Source organism: Pantoea sp. SM3640 (assembly GCF_015654165.1).
Taxonomy (GTDB): domain Bacteria; phylum Pseudomonadota; class Gammaproteobacteria; order Enterobacterales; family Enterobacteriaceae; genus Pantoea; species Pantoea vagans.
In genome coordinates, this window is the sequence record NZ_CP064872.1 from 1,962,605 (window position 1) to 1,983,069 (window position 20,465).

Genomic DNA, 20,465 nt, shown 5'->3' on the forward strand with positions numbered 1-20,465 from the left:
TATTAAAAGTTGCAAATATTGGCCTGCAGGTCGTCTTTTATATCTATCGCGGAATAACAACAATGATTACGAACCGGGTTCGTCAGGGTTTAACCCTCTTAGGGATGGTACTGCTCATCACGCAACTGAGCGGCTGCGATAAAGGTGTGGCGCAAAACGCCCCACCGCCACCGCCTGAGGTAAGTGCCGCGCCGGTGCTGATCAAGCCGGTCAGCCAGTGGGACAATTTCAATGGCCGGGTGGAAGCGGTGCAGAGCGTTCAGCTGCGGCCGCGCGTCTCGGGCTATATCGACGCCGTTAACTATCGCGAAGGCGATGAGGTCAGAAAAGGTCAGGTGCTGTTTACCATTGATGACCGGAGCTACCGCGCGGCGCTGGAGCAGGCCAAAGCGGAACTGGCACGGGCGCGCAGTCAGGCCAGTCTGGCCCGCAGCGAATCGGGCCGCAGCGAGAAACTGATTGGCACCCAGGCGATTTCCCGCGAGGCGTGGGAACAGCGTCGCTCTGCTGCCAGCCAGGCGCAGGCCGATGTGCTGGCCGCTGAAGCCGCGGTCGACATGGCTCAGCTGAACCTCGACTTCACCCGCGTCACTGCGCCGATCGATGGCCGCGCCAGCCGGGCGATGATCACCGCCGGTAACCTGGTGACCGCTGGTGACAGCGCCAGTGTGCTGACCACGCTGGTGTCGCAGCAGCAGATGTATGTCTACTTCGATGTCGATGAAAACACCTTCCTCAACTATCAGGCGATGACGCGTCAGGGCCAGCAGCGCCATGCCCTGCCCGCTGAGATTGGCCTGGTCGGCGAACAGGGTTTTCCGCATCAGGGCAGGATCGACTTCATGGATAACCAGTTGACCGCCAGTACCGGCACCATTCGTATGCGCGCCCTGCTCGACAATCAGCAGCGTCAGTTCACGCCGGGTCTGTTTGCCCGTGTGCGTCTGCCCGGTAGCGCGCAGTTCGAAGCGGTGCTGATTGACGATAAAGCGGTCCTGACCGATCAGGATCGCAAGTATGTCTACGTGGTGGACGGTGAAGGTAAAGCGCAGCGGCGCGATATCCAGCCAGGCGCGATGGTGGATGGCCTGCGTATCGTTAAATCGGGTCTGCAAGCCGGTGACAAGGTCATCATTGCCGGTCTGCAAAAAGTATTTATGCCCGGCATGCCGGTCACTGCTCAGCAGGTCGCCATGCGTGCGGCAGCCGCTCAATAATTCGAGGCCGCTATGGACTTTTCCCGCTTTTTTATCGACCGGCCTATTTTTGCTGCGGTGCTGTCGATCCTGATTTTTGTTACCGGCATGATTGCCATTCCGCTGCTGCCGATCAGTGAATATCCCGACGTTGTGCCACCCAGCGTGCAGGTGCGCGCCGAGTACCCTGGCGCTAACCCGAAAGTGATTGCGGATTCCGTGGCGACGCCGCTGGAAGAGGCGATTAACGGCGTCGAAAACATGATGTACATGAAGTCAGTGGCCGGTTCGGACGGCGTGCTGGTGACGACCGTGACTTTCCGTCCGGGCACCGATCCCGATCAGGCACAGGTGCAGGTGCAGAACCGCGTGGCACAGGCGGAAGCGCGTCTGCCGGAAGATGTGCGTCGGCTGGGTGTTACCACCCAGAAGATGTCGCCGACGCTGACGCTGGTCGTGCACATGTTCTCACCGAACAATACCTACGATTCGCTCTATCTGCGTAACTACGCCACGCTCAAGGTGAAAGATGAGCTGGCGCGCCTGCCGGGTGTCGGTCAGATCCAGATTTTTGGCGCAGGTGAATATGCGATGCGCGTCTGGCTTGATCCCAATAAAGTCGCGGCGCGCGGCCTGACGGCCTCTGACGTGGTGACGGCGATGCAGGAGCAGAACGTGCAGGTCTCTGCCGGTCAGCTGGGCGCGGAGCCGCTGAAAAAGCAGAGCGACTTCCTGCTGTCGATCAACACTCAGGGCCGACTGGAGAGCGAGCAGCAGTTTGGCGATATCATCCTGAAAACCTCTGAAGATGGTTCGCTGGTGCGGCTGCGCGATGTGGCGCGGATTGAGATGGGATCAGGCAGCTATGCCCTGCGCTCCCAGCTGAATAACAAAGATGCGGTCGGTATCGGCATCTTCCAAGCGCCGGGCGCTAACGCCATCGACCTCTCCAATGCGGTTCGCGCCAAAATGGATGAGCTGGCAACCCGCTTCCCTAACGATGTGAAATGGGCTGCGCCTTACGATCCGACCGTGTTTGTCCGCGACTCCATTAAAGCGGTGGTGCAGACCCTGCTGGAGGCGGTGATTCTGGTGGTGCTGGTGGTGATTCTGTTCCTGCAGACCTGGCGCGCCTCGATTATTCCGCTGCTGGCGGTGCCGGTTTCGGTGGTGGGTACGTTTAGCGTGCTCTATCTGCTTGGCTTCTCGCTTAACACGCTGAGCCTGTTCGGGCTGGTGCTGGCGATCGGTATTGTGGTGGATGACGCCATTGTGGTGGTGGAGAACGTCGAACGTAATATCGAGATGGGACTGTCGCCGCGCGCCGCCGCGCATCAGGCGATGCGTGAGGTCTCCGGGCCGATCATCGCCATCGCGCTGGTGCTGTGCGCCGTGTTTGTGCCGATGGCGTTTCTCTCTGGCGTGACCGGGCAGTTCTACAAGCAGTTCGCCACCACGATCGCGATCTCCACGGTGATCTCGGCCATTAACTCGCTGACGCTCTCGCCTGCGCTGGCGGCGATGCTGCTGAAAGGACATGATGCGCCGAAAGATCGGCTGACGCGGATCATTGATGCGCTGTTCGGCTGGCTGTTTCGTCCGTTTAACCGCTTCTTCCAGCGCAGTGCGCACGGCTATGAGTCGCTGGTCGGCCGCACGCTGCGTCGCCGTGGCGCGGTATTTGGCGTCTATATCCTGCTGCTGGCCGGTGCCGGCTTTATGTTCCACACCGTGCCGGGTGGCTTTATCCCGACCCAGGATAAGCTCTATCTGATTGGCGGCGTGAAGATGCCGGAAGGCTCCTCACTGGCACGCACCGATGAAGTGATTCGTAAGATGAGCGAAATCGGTATGCAGACCGATGGCGTCGCCTATGCGGTGGCCTTCCCCGGCCTGAATGCGCTGCAGTTCACCAACACCCCGAACAGCGGAACGGTGTTCTTCGGCCTGAAGCCGTTTAATGAGCGCAAGCACACAGCAGCGGAGATTAACGCAGAGATCAATGCGAAAATCGCGCAGATCCAGCAGGGCTTTGGCTTCTCGATTATGCCGCCGCCGATTCTGGGGCTGGGTCAGGGTTCGGGCTATTCGCTCTATGTGCAGGATCGTGCCGGTCTGGGCTATGGCGCATTGCAGACGGCGATTAATACGCTGTCGGGCAGCATCATGCAGACGCCAGGTATGCACTTCCCTATCTCCTCCTATCAGGCCAACGTTCCACAGCTTGATGTGCAGGTTGACCGGGATAAAGCCAAAGCTCAGGGCGTGTCGCTGACCGCGCTGTTCAGCACGCTGCAGACCTATCTCGGCTCGTCGTACGTGAATGACTTTAACCGCTTTGGGCGCACCTGGCGCGTCATGGCGCAGGCGGATGGGGAGTTCCGCGACAGCGTCGAGGATATTGCCAACCTGCGTACCCGCAACGACCGCGGTGAGATGGTGCCGATTGGCAGCATGGTGAACATCACCACTACCTACGGCCCCGATCCGGTGATCCGCTATAACGGCTATCCGGCGGCGGATTTGATTGGCGATGCCGACCCGCGCGTGCTCTCTTCGGCGCAGGCGATGAGTCAGCTGGAAGCGATGTCCGGTCAGCTGTTGCCTAACGGTATGAACATCGAGTGGACCGACCTGAGCTATCAGCAGTCAACCCAGGGCAATACCGCGCTGATTGTCTTCCCGATGGCCGTCCTGCTGGCGTTCCTGGTGCTGGCGGCGCTGTATGAGAGCTGGACGCTGCCGCTGGCGGTGATCCTGATTGTGCCGATGACGATGCTCTCTGCGCTGTTTGGCGTCTGGCTGACTGGCGGAGACAACAACGTCTTCGTGCAGGTCGGACTGGTGGTGCTGATGGGCCTCGCCTGTAAGAACGCGATTCTTATCGTGGAGTTTGCGCGCGAGCTGGAGATTCAGGGCAAAGGGATTATCGAAGCGGCGCTGGAAGCGTGTCGCCTGCGTCTGCGTCCGATTGTGATGACCTCAATCGCCTTTATCGCCGGTACCATCCCGTTGATTCTGGGTGAAGGTGCGGGTGCAGAAGTGCGCGGCGTGACCGGTATTACCGTCTTCTCCGGCATGCTTGGCGTAACGCTGTTCGGCCTGTTCCTGACGCCGGTGTTCTATGTCGCCCTGCGCAAGCTGGTGACGCGCCGGTCAGATAACGCGGAATCAGTGACGGCGTAAACCGTAAACGTTAACAGGGGCGATCGGGTGATCGCCCCTTTTTTTGTCTGAGATTGGCAGCATGGTGATTAACGCTGATTTAATTTTTCATTCAGCGTTTCAACGATAAACGCTTTCGGGGAGGTTTCATTTTGCGCAGCAGCCTGCGAGAGCCGCACGCCCAGCGATTCAGGATAGCGCAGCGTAAAGGTCTTGATTTTTTCCTGCTCCGCATAGGGATGAATGCCGGAGGCAGCGCAATCTTCCAGGTATTTGCGCAGCGAAATCTCCCCTTCTTTGTGCAGGCCCTGCACGCTGTCAGAGACAAAATCACAGTAGCCTGACAGGCCAGTAAAGCGTCCACGGAACAGGTTGATTTCGGGAACGTAAGTGATGACTGCGGGTTACCCGGCGACAGTAGCCAGATCAGAATAATTATCCATCTTAAACTCCTGCATTATTCTTGCGGGCAGATAATCAGGTGCGAATCTCAATTTGGGCTTTTCGTCCCAGTTGCGCCAGCGCCATCTCCACTTTTTCAACTTTCGATGAGTGCTCAACATCCAGCAGTCGATCAACCTGTGGGCCATTCACGCCCAGCTGGCGTGCCAGATCGACTTTACGAGTGCCGGTTTCAATCATTGCGTTATAAAGTGCCGCTTTCATCGCCACCAGCACAGGTACGGAGACAATGTATTCACCTTCCAGCGGTTTACTGGCGACCGGAATCGGACGACGGGTATCCATCTCAAGAGAGATAGCCGTCACCAGTCCATCTTTGGCTTCTGACAGTGCTTCCTCAACGGTGGCGCCGACGGAATGCAGTAACGGCAAATCACGACACGAGACCTCATAGGTATCGGTTTTGGCGTCATGGGTTAAGCTGACGGCATAATTAAACATAGGGTTACCTCTCTGATCGGGCTCACAGGCCCAGATCTTTTAAAATTTTTCTGCGCGTACATTCAGGCATTTCTTTCGCTCCATGATCCGGAAAAATGGATTGCCTGTCGCCCAGGAAGACCTTGAAATGGCTGCTTCCACTGCGGTGCTTAGTCAAAATAGCGCTCTGCTGAATGAGCCAGCGTCTGAATTCACTGTACTTCATCGCGTTCCCTCGCTGTGTATAACAGCAAGAATAACATTGGTGGTACTTAAGGCAACAATAATGTTGGGACCCTGACTGAGTTTTCAAACAATTTATTACGTTTATCGCGATGACCGAACTCAGAAAGATGGGTATTGATTTATGGCAGATTTGAGGCAGGACGATACTGATCAGCAGATATAAAAAAAGCCGCAATCAGCGGCTCTTTTTGCAGAGTTCTTCACTCTCTTCGGGTTCAGGTTCCGGTACGGCGGTGCAGTTGCTGGTGTCGCGTTTCTTCAGCTCGTTCAGCGCGTCGGCCACGGTGCGTTTTGCGAGTACATCCAGCGATGCCTGCTCGGCTTCGTCGGCTATCGATTTGAAGTACCAGCAGAGGTTGGCACTGACCAGACAGCGCGGCGCGACATCGGGACGCGCGGCCCAGATCTTTTTGTCTTCAATGACGGAGACATAGATATCCCGCAGGGTAATATCCGCAGCAGGACGGCCGAGATGAATCGAACCGGTACGGCCCAGCGTAGAGACGATAATGCCGTCACGGGTCAGCGGGACCATTAATTTTCGGATGAAACTGGGATTCGCTTCCAGCCCATAGGCCAGAATCGCGCTGGTAGAGCGTTTACCCATTTGCTCCGCCATCGCTACGCTCAGAACCATTTGCAAAGCTGTCGGGAAGCGGTAATCAAGCATTTCTTTATCCTGAGTTGCGGTGCATCTTATTGTTTTATTGCCGCATAAGTGAACAATCAATGAGCAATAAATATAACAAACACTGTTGCTTTTTTGAAGCAAACCGGCAATGACAAGGCACGTATTCACCAAAGGCGGAGGCCTGATAGCACAAGGTGCTTACCCTGCTCTTCATTCTTATCCTGCCGGACACGGTGAGCAGTTCGGTCATGCGGTGGTGACCGCTGCCGCCGGTAATCGCTGCTTTAGCGCCATAACCAGCACCACGTTAAAGATTGCTAAAGCGCAAAGCAACCACAGCGTCGCCGATGCCCCCATCTTTTCAAACACATATCCACCAATCAGCGGCGTCAGTGCCTGTCCCATTAGCGCCGGGCGGGCCATTTTCCCCACCACAATCGCGTAAGACTCTGGTTTGACCATCGCCAGCGGTAAAGTTCCGCGCACGATGGCGCGTAAGCCATTTCCTGCGCCATACAGCACCATGCTCAGCAGCGCCATCTGCGGAAAGAGAGCCAGCAGCAGCAGGCCCAGCGCCACCAGCCCGACGGAAAAAAAGGTGGTGCGGATCGGATGACTGCGTTTGAAAACAATATCGACGATGCGCGAACCTACCTGACACGGGCCGAGCACAGCGCTGATCGCCAGCGCCGACGTTAGCGTATGGCCACTCGCCTGCAACAGCGTGATAAGCTGCACGGAAATCGCCGTCATGATCACCGACGCGAGGGTAAAAATGGCGCACAGCAGCCAGAACAGCGCAGGTTCAATCTCCGGCGTAGCAGAGTGTCTAACTCCCCTTTTCGCAGGCGACTTAGCATGGCTCGCCGGTAAGGCAAACAGATAGGCAGGCAGCACGCAGACCACCATCATTGCCGCAATAATCAGTGACGCATCTCGCCAGCCAAATCCATGAATCAGCAACGCCGTTCCCGGCCAGACCAGCGTGGTGCAGAAGCCTGAAATCAGCGTAATACCGGTGATCGCCGAACGCGCCTGACCGCCATAGCAGGTGCCGAGTGTGGCAAACAGGGCATCGTAGAGGCCCATCGCCATCCCTATGCCGATGATCACCCAGGCAAACAGAAACAGCGGCAGCGAATCGCTGACCGCCATCATCACCAGCCCTACTGCCATTACCAGACCGCTCAACGCCAGCAGCAGACGACCGCCGGTACGGGCGATAATCCTGCCGGCCAGCGGTGACAGCAGGCCTGACACCAGTATCCCCGTCGAGAGCGCACCATAGATCCACTGCTGCGACCAGCCCGTCTCAGCTGCAATCGGGTTCGCCATCACCGCCATCAGGTAGAACGACCCTCCCCAGGAGAGGATCTGCACCAGGCCCAGGGTGAAAATGGCGGCGATACCGGGTTTGTTGTTCTGACTCACAGGCAATCTCTTCATTAGCAGGCGAACCGTTTTTATAACATGTTCTGCCAGAAGCCAGAATGCGGGACGCTCTTTTTACTGTATGGCCAGGCAGGCCGCACGTTTTTAAAACATACTTATAGTATGTTGTAACTATAAAGCACTTGCATCCCTGACAGGCATCTGCCACATTGTGGACGTTGTAACTATGGAGGCACAACATGACGCGCTACGACTTAGTGGCTGATATGCATCAGTGTGTAAACGACCTGGAACTGGCGCTGGGCGAGCTGCGCCAGCAGATTGAGGCGCAGCCTTTACTTATCGCCCGCGTCTTCAGCCTGCCGCCGGTGGTGAAAGGCCGCGAACATGAAGCGATTACTCAGATCGCCGTCGAGCAGCATCTGGGCGACAGCGCGTTAAAAATGGCGCTGGACCATTACTGCCGCCTGTTTATGCAGCATCAGTCTGAACAGCTGAGTACCAAGGCTGCTGTGCGCCTGCCTGGGGCACTCTGTATCGAATGTGATGAACAGCGCGAAGCGGAGATCGGTTCGCTGGTCGACCTCATTAATCAGCTTAAGGCGCGGCTGGAGCAGCTGATTACGGTGGACTCGGGCCTGCCGAGTGAAGCGCGTTTCGAGTTCGTTCACCAGCATCTGCGCGGTCTGATTACCCTGAATGCCTACCGCACGATCACCCTGCTCAGCGCCCCTGACAGCCTGCGTTTCGGCTGGGCCAATAAGCACATTATCAAGAACCTTAAGCGCGAAGAGGTGATCGCCCAGCTGGAAAAAAGCCTGAAGGCGGGACGCGCGCAGGCACCGTGGTCACGTGAACAGTGGGCGGAAAAAGTGCAGGAGGAGCTGGCAAGCGTGCGCGCCCTGCCCGCCTCGGCCCGGCTGAAAATCAAGCGTCCGGTGAAAGTCCAGCCGGTCGCACGCGTCTGGCGCGCGGACGAAAAAAAACAGACCCAGCTGGCCTGCCCGTCACCGATACTGGTGATCTGCCGCGATCGCAGTCAGGTTCCGGTACTGGGCGAGCTGCTTAATTATGACGCGGATAACATTACGCACCGGCATAAACCCGCCGCTGAACCACTGAATCTGCTGATACCCCGACTGCATCTGTGGGTCGATTGCCCGATATAAAAAAAGGCCAGCATCCGCTGGCCTCTTCTTCATCGCTGAGCTTACGACTTCATGCTGCCGACCATCTCTTCCGGACGGACCCAGGCATCAAACTCCTCTTCAGTGAGGTACCCCAGTTTCAGCGCCGAACCCTTCAGCGTCAGCCCCTCTTTATGCGCCTTCTTGGCAATTTCAGCCGCTTTGTCATAGCCGATGTGGGTATTCAGCGCCGTCACCAGCATCAGCGATTCGTTCAGCAGTTGATCGATGCGCTCACGCACCGGCTCAATACCGACGGCGCAGTGATGATTAAAGCTGTCCATGCCATCCGCCAGCAGGCGAATTGATTGCAGGAAGTTATGGATCACCATCGGGCGGAAGACGTTCAGCTCAAAGTTACCGGATGCGCCGCCCATATTGATCGCCACGTCGTTACCCATCACCTGACAGCAGAGCATGGTCATCGCTTCGCACTGCGTTGGGTTAACTTTGCCCGGCATGATGGAGCTGCCAGGTTCGTTTTCCGGAATAGCGATTTCACCGATGCCGCAGCGCGGGCCGGAAGAGAGCCAGCGCACATCGTTGGCAATTTTCATCAGTGAAGCGGCCAGCCCTTTCAGCGCGCCATGCGCATGCACCAGCGCATCACAGGTTGCCAGTGCCTCAAACTTGTTTGGTGCGGTGACAAATGGCTGCTGCGTCAGATCGGCCAGCGCCTTCGCCACGCGCACTGCATATTCCGGATGGGTGTTCAGACCAGTGCCCACCGCGGTTCCGCCCAGCGCCAGCTCCGCAACGTGCGGAATGCTCTGTTCGATATGCTTCAGGTTGTGCTCCAGCATCGCCACCCAGCCGGAAAGCTCCTGGCCCAGCGTCAGCGGCGTCGCATCCTGCAGATGGGTACGGCCAATCTTAACGATGTCTTTAAACGCATCAGACTTCTGGCTGAGCGTCTTTTTCAGTACCTGAATCTGAGGGATTAACTGTTCGCGTAGCGCGATGACGGCGGCAACATGCATCGCCGTCGGGAAGACGTCGTTGGAGCTCTGGCTCTTGTTCACATCGTCGTTGGGATGGACCAGGCGCGACATTCCGCGCTCACCGCCAAGAATTTCACTCGCGCGGTTTGCCAGCACCTCATTCATGTTCATGTTGGTCTGGGTACCGGAGCCGGTCTGCCAGATCGCCAGCGGGAACTCGTCCGCATGCTTATCCGCCAGCACTTCATCCGCCGCGCTGACAATCGCATCTGCGCGGTCAGCGGGCAGCAGTCCCAGATCGCGGTTAACGCTGGCCGCGGCGCGTTTGGTCAGTGCCAGCGCATGCACCAGCGCGGTCGGCATTTTTTCGGTTGAGATACGGAAGTGTTCCAGCGAGCGCTGCGTCTGCGCGCCCCAGAGTTTGTCTGCCGGTACATCGATGGGGCCCATTGAATCTTTCTCAATGCGGTTGCCTGCCATGAATACGTCTCCTTCACCTTGTTTTTAAAAGAATGACCGCCAGGTCGTTGCAATCAACTGTCGGACAGTCAGGATAGTAATACACAATAATTTAACATTATCAGAGCTTAGCGTCCTTTTGCGCTGGATATGTATTTTTACCGGTAGTTTCTGCTTTAATAGCCGCAATAATTTCCCGTGATAAAGGGTTATACAATGCAAAAAATGAACAATTCGCTGCAAAATTACGCATGGGGCAGCAAAACGGCGTTGACTGAGCTTTATGGAATTGCCAATCCCGAGGGCCTGCCGATGGCAGAGCTGTGGATGGGCGCACATCCGAAAAGTCCCTCAACCGTGATGGAACAGGGCAGCGAGCGTTCGTTACGTGACGTGATTGATGCGGCGCCCGCCGCGATGCTGGGTGACGCGGTAGCACAGCGCTTTGGTGAACTGCCGTTCCTGTTCAAAGTGCTGTGTGCCGATCAGCCGCTGTCGATTCAGGTCCATCCCAGCAAACGTGCGGCCGAAGTGGGCTTTGCCCGTGAGAATGCGGCGGGGATTCCGCTGACAGCCGCCGAGCGCAACTATAAAGATGCAAACCACAAGCCGGAGCTGGTCTATGCGCTGACGCCGTTCCAGGCAATGAATGGCTTTCGCACGCTGACGCAGATGGTCTCCCTGCTGGAGCCGGTTGCAGGTGCTCATCCTCAGATTGCCCATTTTTTGCAACATCCGGATCAGGAGACGCTTGCTGCGCTGTTCTCTACCCTGCTGTCACTGGAGGGTGAAGCGAAATCACTGGCGCTGGGCGTGCTGAAATCCGCGCTTGATGCGCAGCAGGGTGAGCCGTGGGAAACTATTCGCATGATTGCGGCTGAATATCCTGACGACAGCGGCCTGTTTTCACCGCTGCTGCTGAATGTCATCACCCTGCAGCCCGGCGAGGCGATGTTCCTCTACGCGGAAACCCCGCACGCGTATCTGAAAGGCGTGGCGCTGGAGGTGATGGCCAACTCTGATAACGTATTGCGGGCCGGTTTAACCCCGAAATATATCGATATCGACGAGCTGATGGCCAACCTGAAGTTTGATGAAAAACCTGCCAGCTCGCTGCTGACGGAGCCAGAGCAACAGGGCAACGCGCAGCGCTTCCCGATTCCGGTGGAAGATTTTGCCTTTGCCATCCATAGCCTGAACGCAGAACCGCAATCGCTGGCGCAGCAGAGCGCCGCCCTGCTGTTCTGCATCGAAGGCCAGGCGGTTATCGCCAAAGACGATCAGCAACTGACGCTGAAACCGGGTGAATCCTGCTTCATTGCCGCCAGCGAATCGCCGGTAACGGTCGCCGGTACGGGCCGGCTGGCGCGGGTATTTAACGACTTAGGGTAGAGCGGCTGACGGAATCTCTGTTAACTGCTATTATTTCAACCTATTAGCTTTTAAACGCCTGCGGGCGTTTTTCTTCGGTCGCTGGGGTAAACCTGCGGCATAAGCGGACTCAAGGATAAGGACGAATCAGCAATGAAAAAGACCAATGTTGCCGTAGGTGTCATCATCGCACTGGGCGTAGTCTGGACTGGCGCGGCGTGGTTCACCGGCAAGCAAATTGAAAGCCACAGGGATGAGCTGGTGCAGAACGCCAATGCACAGCTGAACGCTTATGCCCCTAACAGCCGACTGAAGATCAGCTATCAGGACTATCAGCGCGGCGTGTTCAGCAGCAAGGTGAATCTGGTGGTTCAGGCCAATTCGCAGACGGAAGATAACCCGCTGCTGAAGCCGGGTCAGAGCATCATCCTGAATGAAACTATCGATCATGGCCCTTTCCCGTTTGCGCAGCTGAAGCATTTCAATCTGATCCCGAGCATGGCATCCGTTCATACCGAGCTGGCTAACACCGATGCGGTGAAGAAGCTGTTTGAGCTGACCGGCAATAAATCGCTGATTAACGCAGATACCCGCATTGGTTACAGCGGCGCTACCGATACCGCGCTGCGTGTCCTGCCGGTTGACTATCAGAATGCGCAAACCGGCGAGCGTTTTGCCACCAATGGCGGCACCTTCAATGTCAGCGCTGATAATAAAGGCGATAAAGTGTCGCTGGACAGCGATGTGGATAGCCTCGCGCTGACCAGTAAAAATGAGATGGGCCAGCCGGTACTGTTCACTGTTAATGGTCTGAAGCTAAGCGGTAACACGCATCTCAGCCCGGAAGGCGTGCGCATCGGCGATCAGTCGGTGGACATTGAGAAGGTGAATGCCAGCATCAATGGTCAGGACGCCCTGACGCTGCATAAAATGAAAGGCACCTCCTCTTTCGATAACAGCGCCGGTAAAATTGGCGGCGATATTGATTACAAAGTGGAAAGCGTTCAGCTGCAGAAGCAGGACTTCGGTCAGGCTGCGCTGAAGATGAAGCTGTCACAGTTTGATGCGCAGGCGGTCAAAGCCTTCTCCGATCGTTACAACGCGCAGATGCAGGAGCTGCTGACCCAGCCTGGCGTTGCGGAAGATCCTATCCGCTATCAGGCAGGCGTGCATCAGATTCTGATGGCCAATCTGCCGATGCTGCTGAAAGGCTCGCCATCCATCAGCATTGCTCCGCTGAGCTGGAAGAATGACAAAGGTGAAAGCACCTTTAATCTGACGGCCAGCTTCAACGACCCGTCTGCCGTAACCGGTGAAGCCCAGACGCTGAGCGCTATGGTTGACCGGGTACTGAAAAGCCTGGACAGCAAGCTGGTGATCAATATGCCGATGGCAACCGAAACCATGCACAAAGTGGGTCTGGCTGAGGGTTATCAGGCGGATGACGCCCAGAAGCTGGCGGATCAGCAGGTAAAAGGTCTGGCGGCGATGGGTCAGATGTTCCGCCTGACTCAGCAGCAGGATAACAACATCGTGACCAGCCTTCAGTACGCCAACGGTCAGGTGAACATGAACGGCGACAAGATGACGCTGGAACAGTTTATGTCCCGCTATATGCTGGGTATGCCGACCAGCGAAGGCATGCCGCAGTAAGCACTATCTTCCATCTATAGCGACCTTCGGGTCGCTTTTTTTATGCCTGAACGCTGATTTGACCGCCAGTTATGGGTAATTAAGCAGCATCCGGCGCGGCTGTTGCGCAAATAGCTGGCGCTGTTGCGCAAGATATTTTTATAATGCTCTGCACTTCACCGACAACTCAGCGAGTGCGCCATGATCGATTCTAAAATTCCTCTGACTGATATTCACCGCCACCTTGATGGCAACATTCGTGCACAAACCATTCTCGATTTAGGCCGCCAGTTTAATCTTGCCCTGCCCGCCTCAACGCTGGAGACGCTGCGTCCGCATGTGCAGGTCGGCCAGAATGAACCTGATCTGGTGAGCTTCCTGCAGAAACTCGACTGGGGCGTGAAAGTGCTGGGCGATCTGGATGCCTGCCGCCGCATTGCGCAGGAAAATGTTGAAGATGCCGCGCGCGCGGGCATTCATTATGCTGAACTTCGTTTTTCGCCCGGTTATATGGCGATGACCCATAACCTGCCGATTGCCGGTGTGGTGGAAGCGGTCATTGACGGCGTACGCGCTGGCCGTCAGCAGCACGATATCGACGTGCGTCTGATTGGCATTATGAGCCGTACCTTTGGCGAAGATGCCTGCCTTGCCGAACTGGAAGGTTTACTGGCCCATCGCGATCACATCACCGCGGTCGATCTGGCGGGTGATGAGCTGGGCTTCCCGGGCAGCGAGTTCCTGAGTCACTTTACCCAGGCGCGCGATGCCGGTTTCCGGGTTACCGTGCATGCGGGCGAAGCGGCCGGTCCGGAGAGCATCTGGCAGGCGATTCGTGAGCTCGGCGCTGAGCGTATCGGTCACGGCGTGAAAGCGATTGAGGATCGCGCGCTGATGGATTTCCTGGCGGAGCACCATATTGGTATTGAATCCTGCCTGACCTCCAATATCCAGACCAGCACCGTGCCTTCACTGGCGCAGCATCCGCTGAAGACCTTCCTGGAGCATGGCATTCTGGCGACCATCAATACTGATGATCCCGCGGTTCAGGGCATTGAACTGGCGCATGAGTATCATCATGCCGCACCGGCTGCCGGCCTGAGTGCCGCGCAGATCCGTCAGGCGCAGGAGAATGGACTGACGATTGCCTTCCTCAGCGAGGCTGAGAAAGCGGCTATCCGCGCCCGCGTGCAGTAATCTGCTCGTTGCAGCCATAAAAACGGGCCGGATATCCGGCCCGTTTTAATGTAAGGAAATGCTCAAGGACAGGTGGCTTTAAGACCGAGCTTACACAGGGAACGGGGTCAGATCGGAAAGACGCAAAAGCCGCCATCCCTGGCATGCTCTGCCCGCGCCGTCCTGGCGCGGGACGCTTTCCTCTTCTGACCCCGTTCCCTGAATGTTAAGCAAATTTATTGCTGTAGTACTTGCCCGCTTTTAAGCTTGTCAGGCATCTGCCCGAAGTATTAAATGACCATTATTACACTCACCCATTAAACGCGCTTCAGCGACAGCGTCTGGCGTTTCTCGGCGGATTGCAGACCCAGTTCGATCAGCTCCATCACCTGAATCGCCTCTTCCGCCGTCACCGGATTATTACCGCGTCCGGCAATGGCATCGCGGATGCCCGCATAGTAAGCCGGATAGTTGCCCGGCTGGGTCAGCTGCGTGGTTTCGGTCAGGGCGTCGCCATCAACCAGCGTCAGTGTGCCGTCGCGCATGTCATAGCCCCAGTCCTCCTGCGGCGGGAAGTCACCCGACTTCAGGCGATCTTCCTGCGGATCCAGACCATATTTAACGTAGCTGCCGCGCGTGCCGTGGACAGTGTAACGGGCGGATTCTGCCGCCACCAGCATGCTGGCGTGCAGCACCACGCGGCGCTGCGGATAGGTCAGCGTGGCGTGGAAGTAGTCGGTGGTCTGCGCGCCCGGACGCATTTCGGCCAGATCGACATTAATGGCGACCGGCGGGCCAAACAGCTGCAGCGCCTGGTCCAGCAGATGCGGCCCCAGGTCATACCAGATTCCGCTGCCTGCGCCCTTCATTTCACGCCAGCGATTGCGTACTTCCAGACGGAAACGGTCAAAATGCGATTCGAAGTAACGCACTTCACCCAGTGAGCCCGCTTCAAGCAGGGATTTCAGCGTCAGGAAATCGCTGTCCCAGCGGCGATTATGGAACACTGACAGCAGCAACCCTTTAACTTTCGCCAGCGCATCCAGTTCGCGCGCCTGTGACAACGTCACGGTAAATGGCTTATCGACCACCACATGTTTACCGGCATTCAGCGCCGCTTTAGCCAGCGGGAAGTGCGTATCGTTGGGGGTAGGAATAACAATCAATTGCAGAGTCGGGTCGTCCAGTAGCGCCTGAGGATCGGCCACCACCTTCACGGCAGGCCAGTCGGCGTGGACTTTGCTGGCGTCGCTACTGGAAATGGCGGCCAGTTCGACGTCCGGCGTTCCCGCAATCAGCGGAGCATGAAACGTTTTACTGGCAAAGCCGTAGCCGATCAGACCAACACGTAATTTATCGCTCATTTGGATTCCTCTCAGAACCTGCCTGGCAGGCTCTTAGTTGATAACCTGATTGATTTAAGACTATTAACCAGGTGAGGACAAGGCGGAATCCCCCGAAAAAACTAAGAGATAGCACTTCGCGCCAGGGGCCAGGCCGTCTGCGCCGCCAGGCTATCGTGCGCATCCTGATTGCGGCGGCGGAAGTCGCTGGGACTGACGCCAACACGCTTGCGGAATACCCGTGAGAAGTAAAGCTGGTCGTCATAACCCACTTCACGCCCTACCGAGGCGATCGGTTCCTGAGTGGTCTGCAGCAGCAGTTTGGCGCGGATAACGCGCTGATCTTCACGCCAGCGCAGCAGGTTGACACCCATCTGCTCGCGGAACAGGTGCGCCAGTCTCGACGGTGACAGGCAGACGTGACGCGCCACCTCTTCAATCTTGACCTCGCTGGCGAGATGGTTGGTGACATACTGACAGGCTTCGATGACGCGCGGGTCGCGGATCAACTGATGGCTGCGCGGATCTTCTTCAACGGCACGCAGCAGCAGCCGTTCCAGCAGGTTCATCGCCAGCTCTTCCGCAAAACGGCGGCCCGAGTTGTGCGTCTGTTCGATACTGGCAAACAGGCGGTCGAACTCGCCACGAAGCGATTCCGGCAGCAGCAGTCGTCCCACGCCCTCCTGCTCATCCTGCCAGCGCAGCCAGTCGTGCCAGTAGGCGCGCGGACGGAAATAGACCCAGCGGTGGAACCACTGCGGGCTGTCCGGCGCGCGGCCGTAGTAGTGAGCGGTTTTTGGCTGAAAAAGCAGCATTTCGCCTGGTTCGCAGTCAAATGCCCGCTCGCCGTCGAATACCCGCCCTTTGCCTTTAATGGTGAGGTTCAGAATGTAACCTTTCATGCCGTGCGGGCGATCGATAAAGAAATCGAGCGGGCCATCAGCGGTGATGGGCGTCAGCCCCGCCACCAGCCAGGCATTGAATGAATAGCCCGGCAACAAGGGGTTTTGCTGCTCGGCCGGTAATTCGCGGTGATACATAGCGACCTCACTCAGTCTGTTAGTGTTCGGATAGCCCGCAAAGGCGTCTGCTTCTGCGGGCCAACGGCTCGATCAGTCAGGCTTTTTTCTGTTTGTAACGGTCAAAAATCACCGCAGCTAACAGTATCAGACCGCGCACCACATACTGTGAGAATGGCGAGATATTCAATAAATTCATCGCATTCTCGACGGTGCCGAGAATTAACACCCCTGCAACCACGTAGGAAATCTTGCCAATGCCGCCCTTGAGCGACACGCCGCCCAGTACGCAGGCAGAAATCACCACCAGCTCATAGCCGATAGAGGTCATGGGCTGACCGCTGGTCATACGTGACGCCAGGATGATGCCCGCCGCCGCCGAAACCAGCCCGGAAAGAATGAAGATGATGATGCGGGTACGCACCACCGGCACACCGGCCAGTCGCGCCGCCTCTTCATTACCGCCAATCGCCAGGGTATTACGGCCAAAGGTGGTTTTATTAAGCAGGAAGCCGAAGATCAGCATGGTCGCCAGTGTCAGCCAGATGGGTGCTGGCACGCCAAGCCAGTTGGCAAAGCCCAGCTCAAAGAAGCGCTCATCTTCGATCCCGACCGCTTTGCCGTCAGAGAAGATATAGGCCAGGCCGCGCACAATCTGCATGGTCGCCAGCGTGGTGATCAGTGCATTGATCTTCAGTCGGGCAATCACAAAGCCATTGATAAAGCCGGTGATCATGCCGAGCACCAGACCGGCTGCCACGCCAATCCACAGGCTTTCGGTCATGTTGATCACCACGGCGGTCACCACACCCGCACAGGCGATCACCGAGGCGACCGACAGATCGAAATCCCCGGAGGCCAGACAGAACAGCATGCCGCAGGCGACCATGCCGGACATCGACATCGCCAGCCCTAAGCCTTTCATATTGATAAACGAGCCAAAATTCGGCACAAAAATCGCACAGACAATAAACAGCAGCGCAAAGACCACCAGCATGCCGAAGTTGTCCCAGATGCGACCTAACTGCAGGCCGCCGCGTGAAGCGGGCTGCGGCGTATTTGAGGTCGTGGATGAAGCCATGATGATCTCCTGTCAGGCCACGGCGGCCGCTTGAGTGGTTTTGGGCATCGCCAGGCTCAGCGTCTGCTGCTCCGTGGCGTCGTCGTGCAGCAGTTCACCGGCTATGGCACCTTCACGCATCACCACGATGCGATCGGCCAGGCCCATCACTTCCGGTAAATCGCTGGAGGCGAACAGCACCGCAATGCCCCGGTTCGCCAGCTGATAAATCAGATTATAAATTTCATGTTTGGCACCGACATCGATGCCGCGCGTGGGCTCATCCAGCAGGATCACTTTCATATCCTCGGAAAGCCAGCGTCCCAGAATCGCCTTCTGCTGGTTACCACCGGAGAGGTTCATGATCAGCTGATCGGCGCTGGGCGTTTTGATGTTCAGCGAGCGGATATGGCTGTCGGCATTTTTGTTTTCCCAGCCGTTTTTTATCAGGCAACCGGCGGTAAGATTGTGACGACGGGCGCTGATGTTGATGTTGTCGCGCACCGAGTGCACCGGAATAATGCCCTCGGCTTTGCGGTCTTCCGGGCAAAGCATGATGCCCGCACGGATAGCGTCGATGGGTTCACGCAGCGGCAGCGGTTTGCCGTCCAGGATCACCTGACCGCCACGCAGACGCGTGCCGCCAAATAACCCTTTCAGCAGTTCACTGCGTCCGGCTCCGACCAGGCCAAACAGACCGACGATTTCACCGGCATGAACTTTCAGCGAAATCGGCGTCCGCACGCCCTTCGCTTCCACCTTGTCCAGCTCAAGCCGCACGTCGCCTTTAGCGCGTGGTGAGTAGCCATAGATATCACCCAGGTTACGGCCCACCATCGCCTGCACCAGATCGTCGTGATGGGTGTTAGCCATGTCAGTAAAGGTCCGCACGTAGCGACCATCTTTAAAGACGGTGATGGCGTCACTGAGGGCGAAGATCTCTTCCATGCGGTGTGAAACGTAGAGCACCACCCGGCCCTCCTCGCGGAGCTGACGGATAACGCGGAACAGGTTGTCGATTTCACGCGCCGACAGGGAACTGGTTGGCTCATCAAAGGCGATAATGCGCGCGTTACGCGCCAGCGCTTTGGCAATCTCCACCATCTGCCACTGTCCCAGCGACAGGTATTTCAGCGGCATATCAGGGTCAATATCCATGCCGAGATTTTTCAGCTGCAGGCCCGCCTCAAAGCGCATCAGCTTACGATTGACCAGCCCATGTTTGTGCGGAATCTGGCCGAGGTAGATGTTCTCCGCCACGCTCATTTCCGGCACCAGATGCAGTTCCTGGTAAATAATGGCGACGCCCGCGTCCAGCGCATCTGTGGTGCGCTGAAAGCTCATCGGCTTGCCTTTAATACGAATCTCACCGCCGCTCGGCTGATAACTGCCGCTGAGTATTTTTAACAGCGTCGATTTGCCTGCGCCGTTCTCGCCCATCAGCGCATGGACTTCACCGCCCCGGCAGTCAAAGGAGATATCCTGCAACGCTTTCACGCCAGGGAAGGTTTTACTGATGCCATGAAACGACAGAAATGCTGAATCAGTGTTCATGTTGGTCCTCACTCTTTCGCGCCACCGGCCTGTTACGGCGGGCGGCGCGAAATCGGCTATTAAGGATGCCGGGCTACGAACAGCCCGACAGGCTCAGGGTTACATCAGTCCTTTTTTCGCCAGTTCAGTTTTGAAGTTGTCACGGGTGATCAGCACCACATCGGTAACTTCGGTGAATTTCGGTGGCTCTTCACCTTTGCTGACCCAGTTGTAGAGCATCTGGCTGCTTTTGTAGCCGTGGATATCCGGGCTTGGCAGCAGCGAACCGTAGAAGCCGGTCGCCTTATCTTTTGACAGTTCACTGATGGCATCGACGCCGTTGATGCCGATGCCGATGACGTCAGCCGCTTTGAAGCCCTGTCCTTCGGTGGCACGCACGCCGCCCAGCACGGTGTTGTCGTTCATGCCGACAACCAGCCAGTGTTTGACTTCAGGATGCTGCACCAGCAGGGAGTTACCGGCGTCAAATGCGCCAGGGATATCGTTAGATTTGGTGGGAACCTGGTAGATCTGGGCTGCCGGGAAGCCAGCGGCTTTGATCGCGTCCATTGAGCCGCCGGTACGACGACGTGCTGTGTCGAGTTCGTTCGCGGTAATCGCCATCACGCCGGTAGTTTTCACATCCCAGCCGCGTTTCTGCATCTCTTTATAGAGTTCCTGCCCCTGACGCTCACCAATTTTGGTGGCCGCCATCATCACCAGCGGCACGGTGTCCATCGGCTTGCCTTTGGCAGTAACGAACTGATCATCCACGGCGATGACTTTCAGGCCATAGCCGCGTGCCTTCGCCATAATGGCGGAACCGAGTTTCGGATCGGGAGTACAGATAACAAAACCTTTCGCGCCGTTAGCCGCCAGGCTGTCGATGGCATTCAGGGTTTTTTCACCATCCGGCACGGCAATTTTGATGACATCAAAGCCAAGATCTTTGCCCGCTTTGTCGGCGAATTTCCATTCAGTCTGGAACCAGGGTTCCTCTGGTTGCTTGACTAAAAAACCCAGCTTCATGGTCTCGGCGATAGCGGATTGTGACATAACCGCTGCCAGGCCGATGGCCGCGAATGCTTTAGTGAATTTATGCATGATGCTCTCCGGTACCAGGTTATTTTTCGCTGCTAATAACGAATCGGTGTAAACGCTACCAGTTAATTTTCTTATGTGGGTACAGCCATAAATCAGTGCGTTAGGCTGGCATGTGCTGACAGACTGTC

General features: G+C 56.8%; 17 protein-coding genes. 6 read left to right on the top strand and 11 right to left on the bottom strand.

Annotated features, from left to right (window positions below):
• Positions 1 to 62: 62 nt before the first annotated feature.
• Positions 63 to 1,217, top strand: a complete 1,155-nt coding sequence (locus IV493_RS09075) for an efflux RND transporter periplasmic adaptor subunit (RefSeq protein ID WP_013357795.1) — start codon at positions 63 to 65, stop codon at positions 1,215 to 1,217.
• Positions 1,218 to 1,229: 12 nt separating this feature from the next.
• The gene (oqxB, locus tag IV493_RS09080; RefSeq protein WP_013357794.1) at positions 1,230 to 4,382 is read left to right on the top strand and encodes a multidrug efflux RND transporter permease subunit OqxB; all 3,153 of its coding nucleotides are present in this window, start codon (positions 1,230 to 1,232) and stop codon (positions 4,380 to 4,382) included.
• A gap of 68 nt (positions 4,383 to 4,450) precedes the next feature.
• Here oqxB and IV493_RS09085 read toward each other — a convergent pair whose 3' ends face one another.
• The 5 genes from IV493_RS09085 to IV493_RS09105 all read right to left on the bottom strand — a co-directional run bounded on the left by IV493_RS09085 (position 4,451) and on the right by IV493_RS09105 (position 7,566).
• Complete coding sequence (locus IV493_RS09085) at positions 4,451 to 4,756, bottom strand: type II toxin-antitoxin system HicB family antitoxin (protein ID WP_230300008.1); 306 nt, start codon at positions 4,754 to 4,756, stop codon at positions 4,451 to 4,453.
• Between the two features lie 82 nt (positions 4,757 to 4,838).
• Positions 4,839 to 5,264 carry a type II toxin-antitoxin system HicB family antitoxin gene (locus IV493_RS09090; protein WP_033783026.1) on the bottom strand — a complete coding sequence of 142 codons (426 nt, stop codon included), beginning with the start codon at positions 5,262 to 5,264 and terminating at the stop codon, positions 4,839 to 4,841.
• Positions 5,265 to 5,286: 22 nt separating this feature from the next.
• Positions 5,287 to 5,469 (bottom strand): type II toxin-antitoxin system HicA family toxin, encoded by a 183-nt coding sequence (locus tag IV493_RS09095; protein ID WP_095707240.1) that lies wholly within the window; start codon positions 5,467 to 5,469, stop codon positions 5,287 to 5,289.
• A 195-nt stretch (positions 5,470 to 5,664) separates the two neighbouring features.
• Positions 5,665 to 6,159, bottom strand: a complete 495-nt coding sequence (locus IV493_RS09100; protein ID WP_013357792.1) for an Rrf2 family transcriptional regulator — start codon at positions 6,157 to 6,159, stop codon at positions 5,665 to 5,667.
• 207 nt (positions 6,160 to 6,366) lie between these two features.
• Positions 6,367 to 7,566, bottom strand: a complete 1,200-nt coding sequence (locus IV493_RS09105; protein ID WP_195858127.1) for an MFS transporter — start codon at positions 7,564 to 7,566, stop codon at positions 6,367 to 6,369.
• A 185-nt stretch (positions 7,567 to 7,751) separates the two neighbouring features.
• Here IV493_RS09105 and tus point away from each other — a divergent pair, with 185 nt between their 5' ends.
• On the top strand, positions 7,752 to 8,681 hold the full coding sequence (tus, locus tag IV493_RS09110) for a DNA replication terminus site-binding protein (protein WP_147789263.1): 930 nt from the start codon (positions 7,752 to 7,754) through the stop codon (positions 8,679 to 8,681).
• A 41-nt stretch (positions 8,682 to 8,722) separates the two neighbouring features.
• Here tus and fumC read toward each other — a convergent pair whose 3' ends face one another.
• Positions 8,723 to 10,120, bottom strand: coding sequence for a class II fumarate hydratase (gene fumC / locus IV493_RS09115; RefSeq protein WP_195858128.1), 1,398 nt, complete (start codon positions 10,118 to 10,120; stop codon positions 8,723 to 8,725).
• Positions 10,121 to 10,315: 195 nt separating this feature from the next.
• Here fumC and manA point away from each other — a divergent pair, with 195 nt between their 5' ends.
• From manA to add, 3 genes are all read left to right on the top strand, one after another.
• Complete coding sequence (gene manA, locus IV493_RS09120) at positions 10,316 to 11,491, top strand: mannose-6-phosphate isomerase (RefSeq protein WP_195858129.1); 1,176 nt, start codon at positions 10,316 to 10,318, stop codon at positions 11,489 to 11,491.
• 132 nt (positions 11,492 to 11,623) lie between these two features.
• Positions 11,624 to 13,123, top strand: coding sequence for a YdgA family protein (locus tag IV493_RS09125; protein ID WP_195858130.1), 1,500 nt, complete (start codon positions 11,624 to 11,626; stop codon positions 13,121 to 13,123).
• Positions 13,124 to 13,303: 180 nt separating this feature from the next.
• Positions 13,304 to 14,299, top strand: coding sequence for an adenosine deaminase (gene add, locus IV493_RS09130; RefSeq protein WP_195858131.1), 996 nt, complete (start codon positions 13,304 to 13,306; stop codon positions 14,297 to 14,299).
• A gap of 296 nt (positions 14,300 to 14,595) precedes the next feature.
• On the opposite strand, the gene IV493_RS09135 is transcribed toward add, so the two are convergent.
• From IV493_RS09135 to IV493_RS09155, 5 genes are all read right to left on the bottom strand, one after another.
• Complete coding sequence (locus tag IV493_RS09135; protein ID WP_195858132.1) at positions 14,596 to 15,642, bottom strand: oxidoreductase; 1,047 nt, start codon at positions 15,640 to 15,642, stop codon at positions 14,596 to 14,598.
• A 101-nt stretch (positions 15,643 to 15,743) separates the two neighbouring features.
• Positions 15,744 to 16,661: an arabinose operon transcriptional regulator AraC gene (gene araC, locus IV493_RS09140; protein ID WP_003853440.1), complete on the bottom strand. Its 918-nt coding sequence runs from the start codon at positions 16,659 to 16,661 to the stop codon at positions 15,744 to 15,746.
• A gap of 76 nt (positions 16,662 to 16,737) precedes the next feature.
• Positions 16,738 to 17,721 (bottom strand): L-arabinose ABC transporter permease AraH, encoded by a 984-nt coding sequence (araH, locus tag IV493_RS09145; RefSeq protein ID WP_013357784.1) that lies wholly within the window; start codon positions 17,719 to 17,721, stop codon positions 16,738 to 16,740.
• Between the two features lie 12 nt (positions 17,722 to 17,733).
• Positions 17,734 to 19,254, bottom strand: a complete 1,521-nt coding sequence (gene araG, locus IV493_RS09150) for an L-arabinose ABC transporter ATP-binding protein AraG (RefSeq protein WP_033783010.1) — start codon at positions 19,252 to 19,254, stop codon at positions 17,734 to 17,736.
• A gap of 99 nt (positions 19,255 to 19,353) precedes the next feature.
• A complete protein-coding gene (locus tag IV493_RS09155) occupies positions 19,354 to 20,337 on the bottom strand; it encodes an arabinose ABC transporter substrate-binding protein (protein ID WP_013357782.1) in 984 nt (327 codons plus the stop codon).
• Positions 20,338 to 20,465 lie beyond the last annotated feature (128 nt).

Bases quoted from the DNA above. Each gene is read 5' to 3' on its own strand.
- IV493_RS09075 (WP_013357795.1), top strand. From the start codon at position 63: ATGATTACGAACCGGGTTCGTCAGGGTTTAACCCTCTTAGGGATGGTA.
- oqxB (WP_013357794.1), top strand. From the start codon at position 1,230: ATGGACTTTTCCCGCTTTTTTATCGACCGGCCTATTTTTGCTGCGGTG.
- IV493_RS09090 (WP_033783026.1), bottom strand. From the start codon at position 5,264: ATGTTTAATTATGCCGTCAGCTTAACCCATGACGCCAAAACCGATACC.
- IV493_RS09095 (WP_095707240.1), bottom strand. From the start codon at position 5,469: ATGAAGTACAGTGAATTCAGACGCTGGCTCATTCAGCAGAGCGCTATT.
- IV493_RS09100 (WP_013357792.1), bottom strand. From the start codon at position 6,159: ATGCTTGATTACCGCTTCCCGACAGCTTTGCAAATGGTTCTGAGCGTA.
- IV493_RS09105 (WP_195858127.1), bottom strand. From the start codon at position 7,566: ATGAAGAGATTGCCTGTGAGTCAGAACAACAAACCCGGTATCGCCGCC.
- tus (WP_147789263.1), top strand. From the start codon at position 7,752: ATGACGCGCTACGACTTAGTGGCTGATATGCATCAGTGTGTAAACGAC.
- fumC (WP_195858128.1), bottom strand. From the start codon at position 10,120: ATGGCAGGCAACCGCATTGAGAAAGATTCAATGGGCCCCATCGATGTA.
- manA (WP_195858129.1), top strand. From the start codon at position 10,316: ATGCAAAAAATGAACAATTCGCTGCAAAATTACGCATGGGGCAGCAAA.
- IV493_RS09125 (WP_195858130.1), top strand. From the start codon at position 11,624: ATGAAAAAGACCAATGTTGCCGTAGGTGTCATCATCGCACTGGGCGTA.
- add (WP_195858131.1), top strand. From the start codon at position 13,304: ATGATCGATTCTAAAATTCCTCTGACTGATATTCACCGCCACCTTGAT.
- IV493_RS09135 (WP_195858132.1), bottom strand. From the start codon at position 15,642: ATGAGCGATAAATTACGTGTTGGTCTGATCGGCTACGGCTTTGCCAGT.
- araC (WP_003853440.1), bottom strand. From the start codon at position 16,661: ATGTATCACCGCGAATTACCGGCCGAGCAGCAAAACCCCTTGTTGCCG.
- araH (WP_013357784.1), bottom strand. From the start codon at position 17,721: ATGGCTTCATCCACGACCTCAAATACGCCGCAGCCCGCTTCACGCGGC.
- araG (WP_033783010.1), bottom strand. From the start codon at position 19,254: ATGAACACTGATTCAGCATTTCTGTCGTTTCATGGCATCAGTAAAACC.
- IV493_RS09155 (WP_013357782.1), bottom strand. From the start codon at position 20,337: ATGCATAAATTCACTAAAGCATTCGCGGCCATCGGCCTGGCAGCGGTT.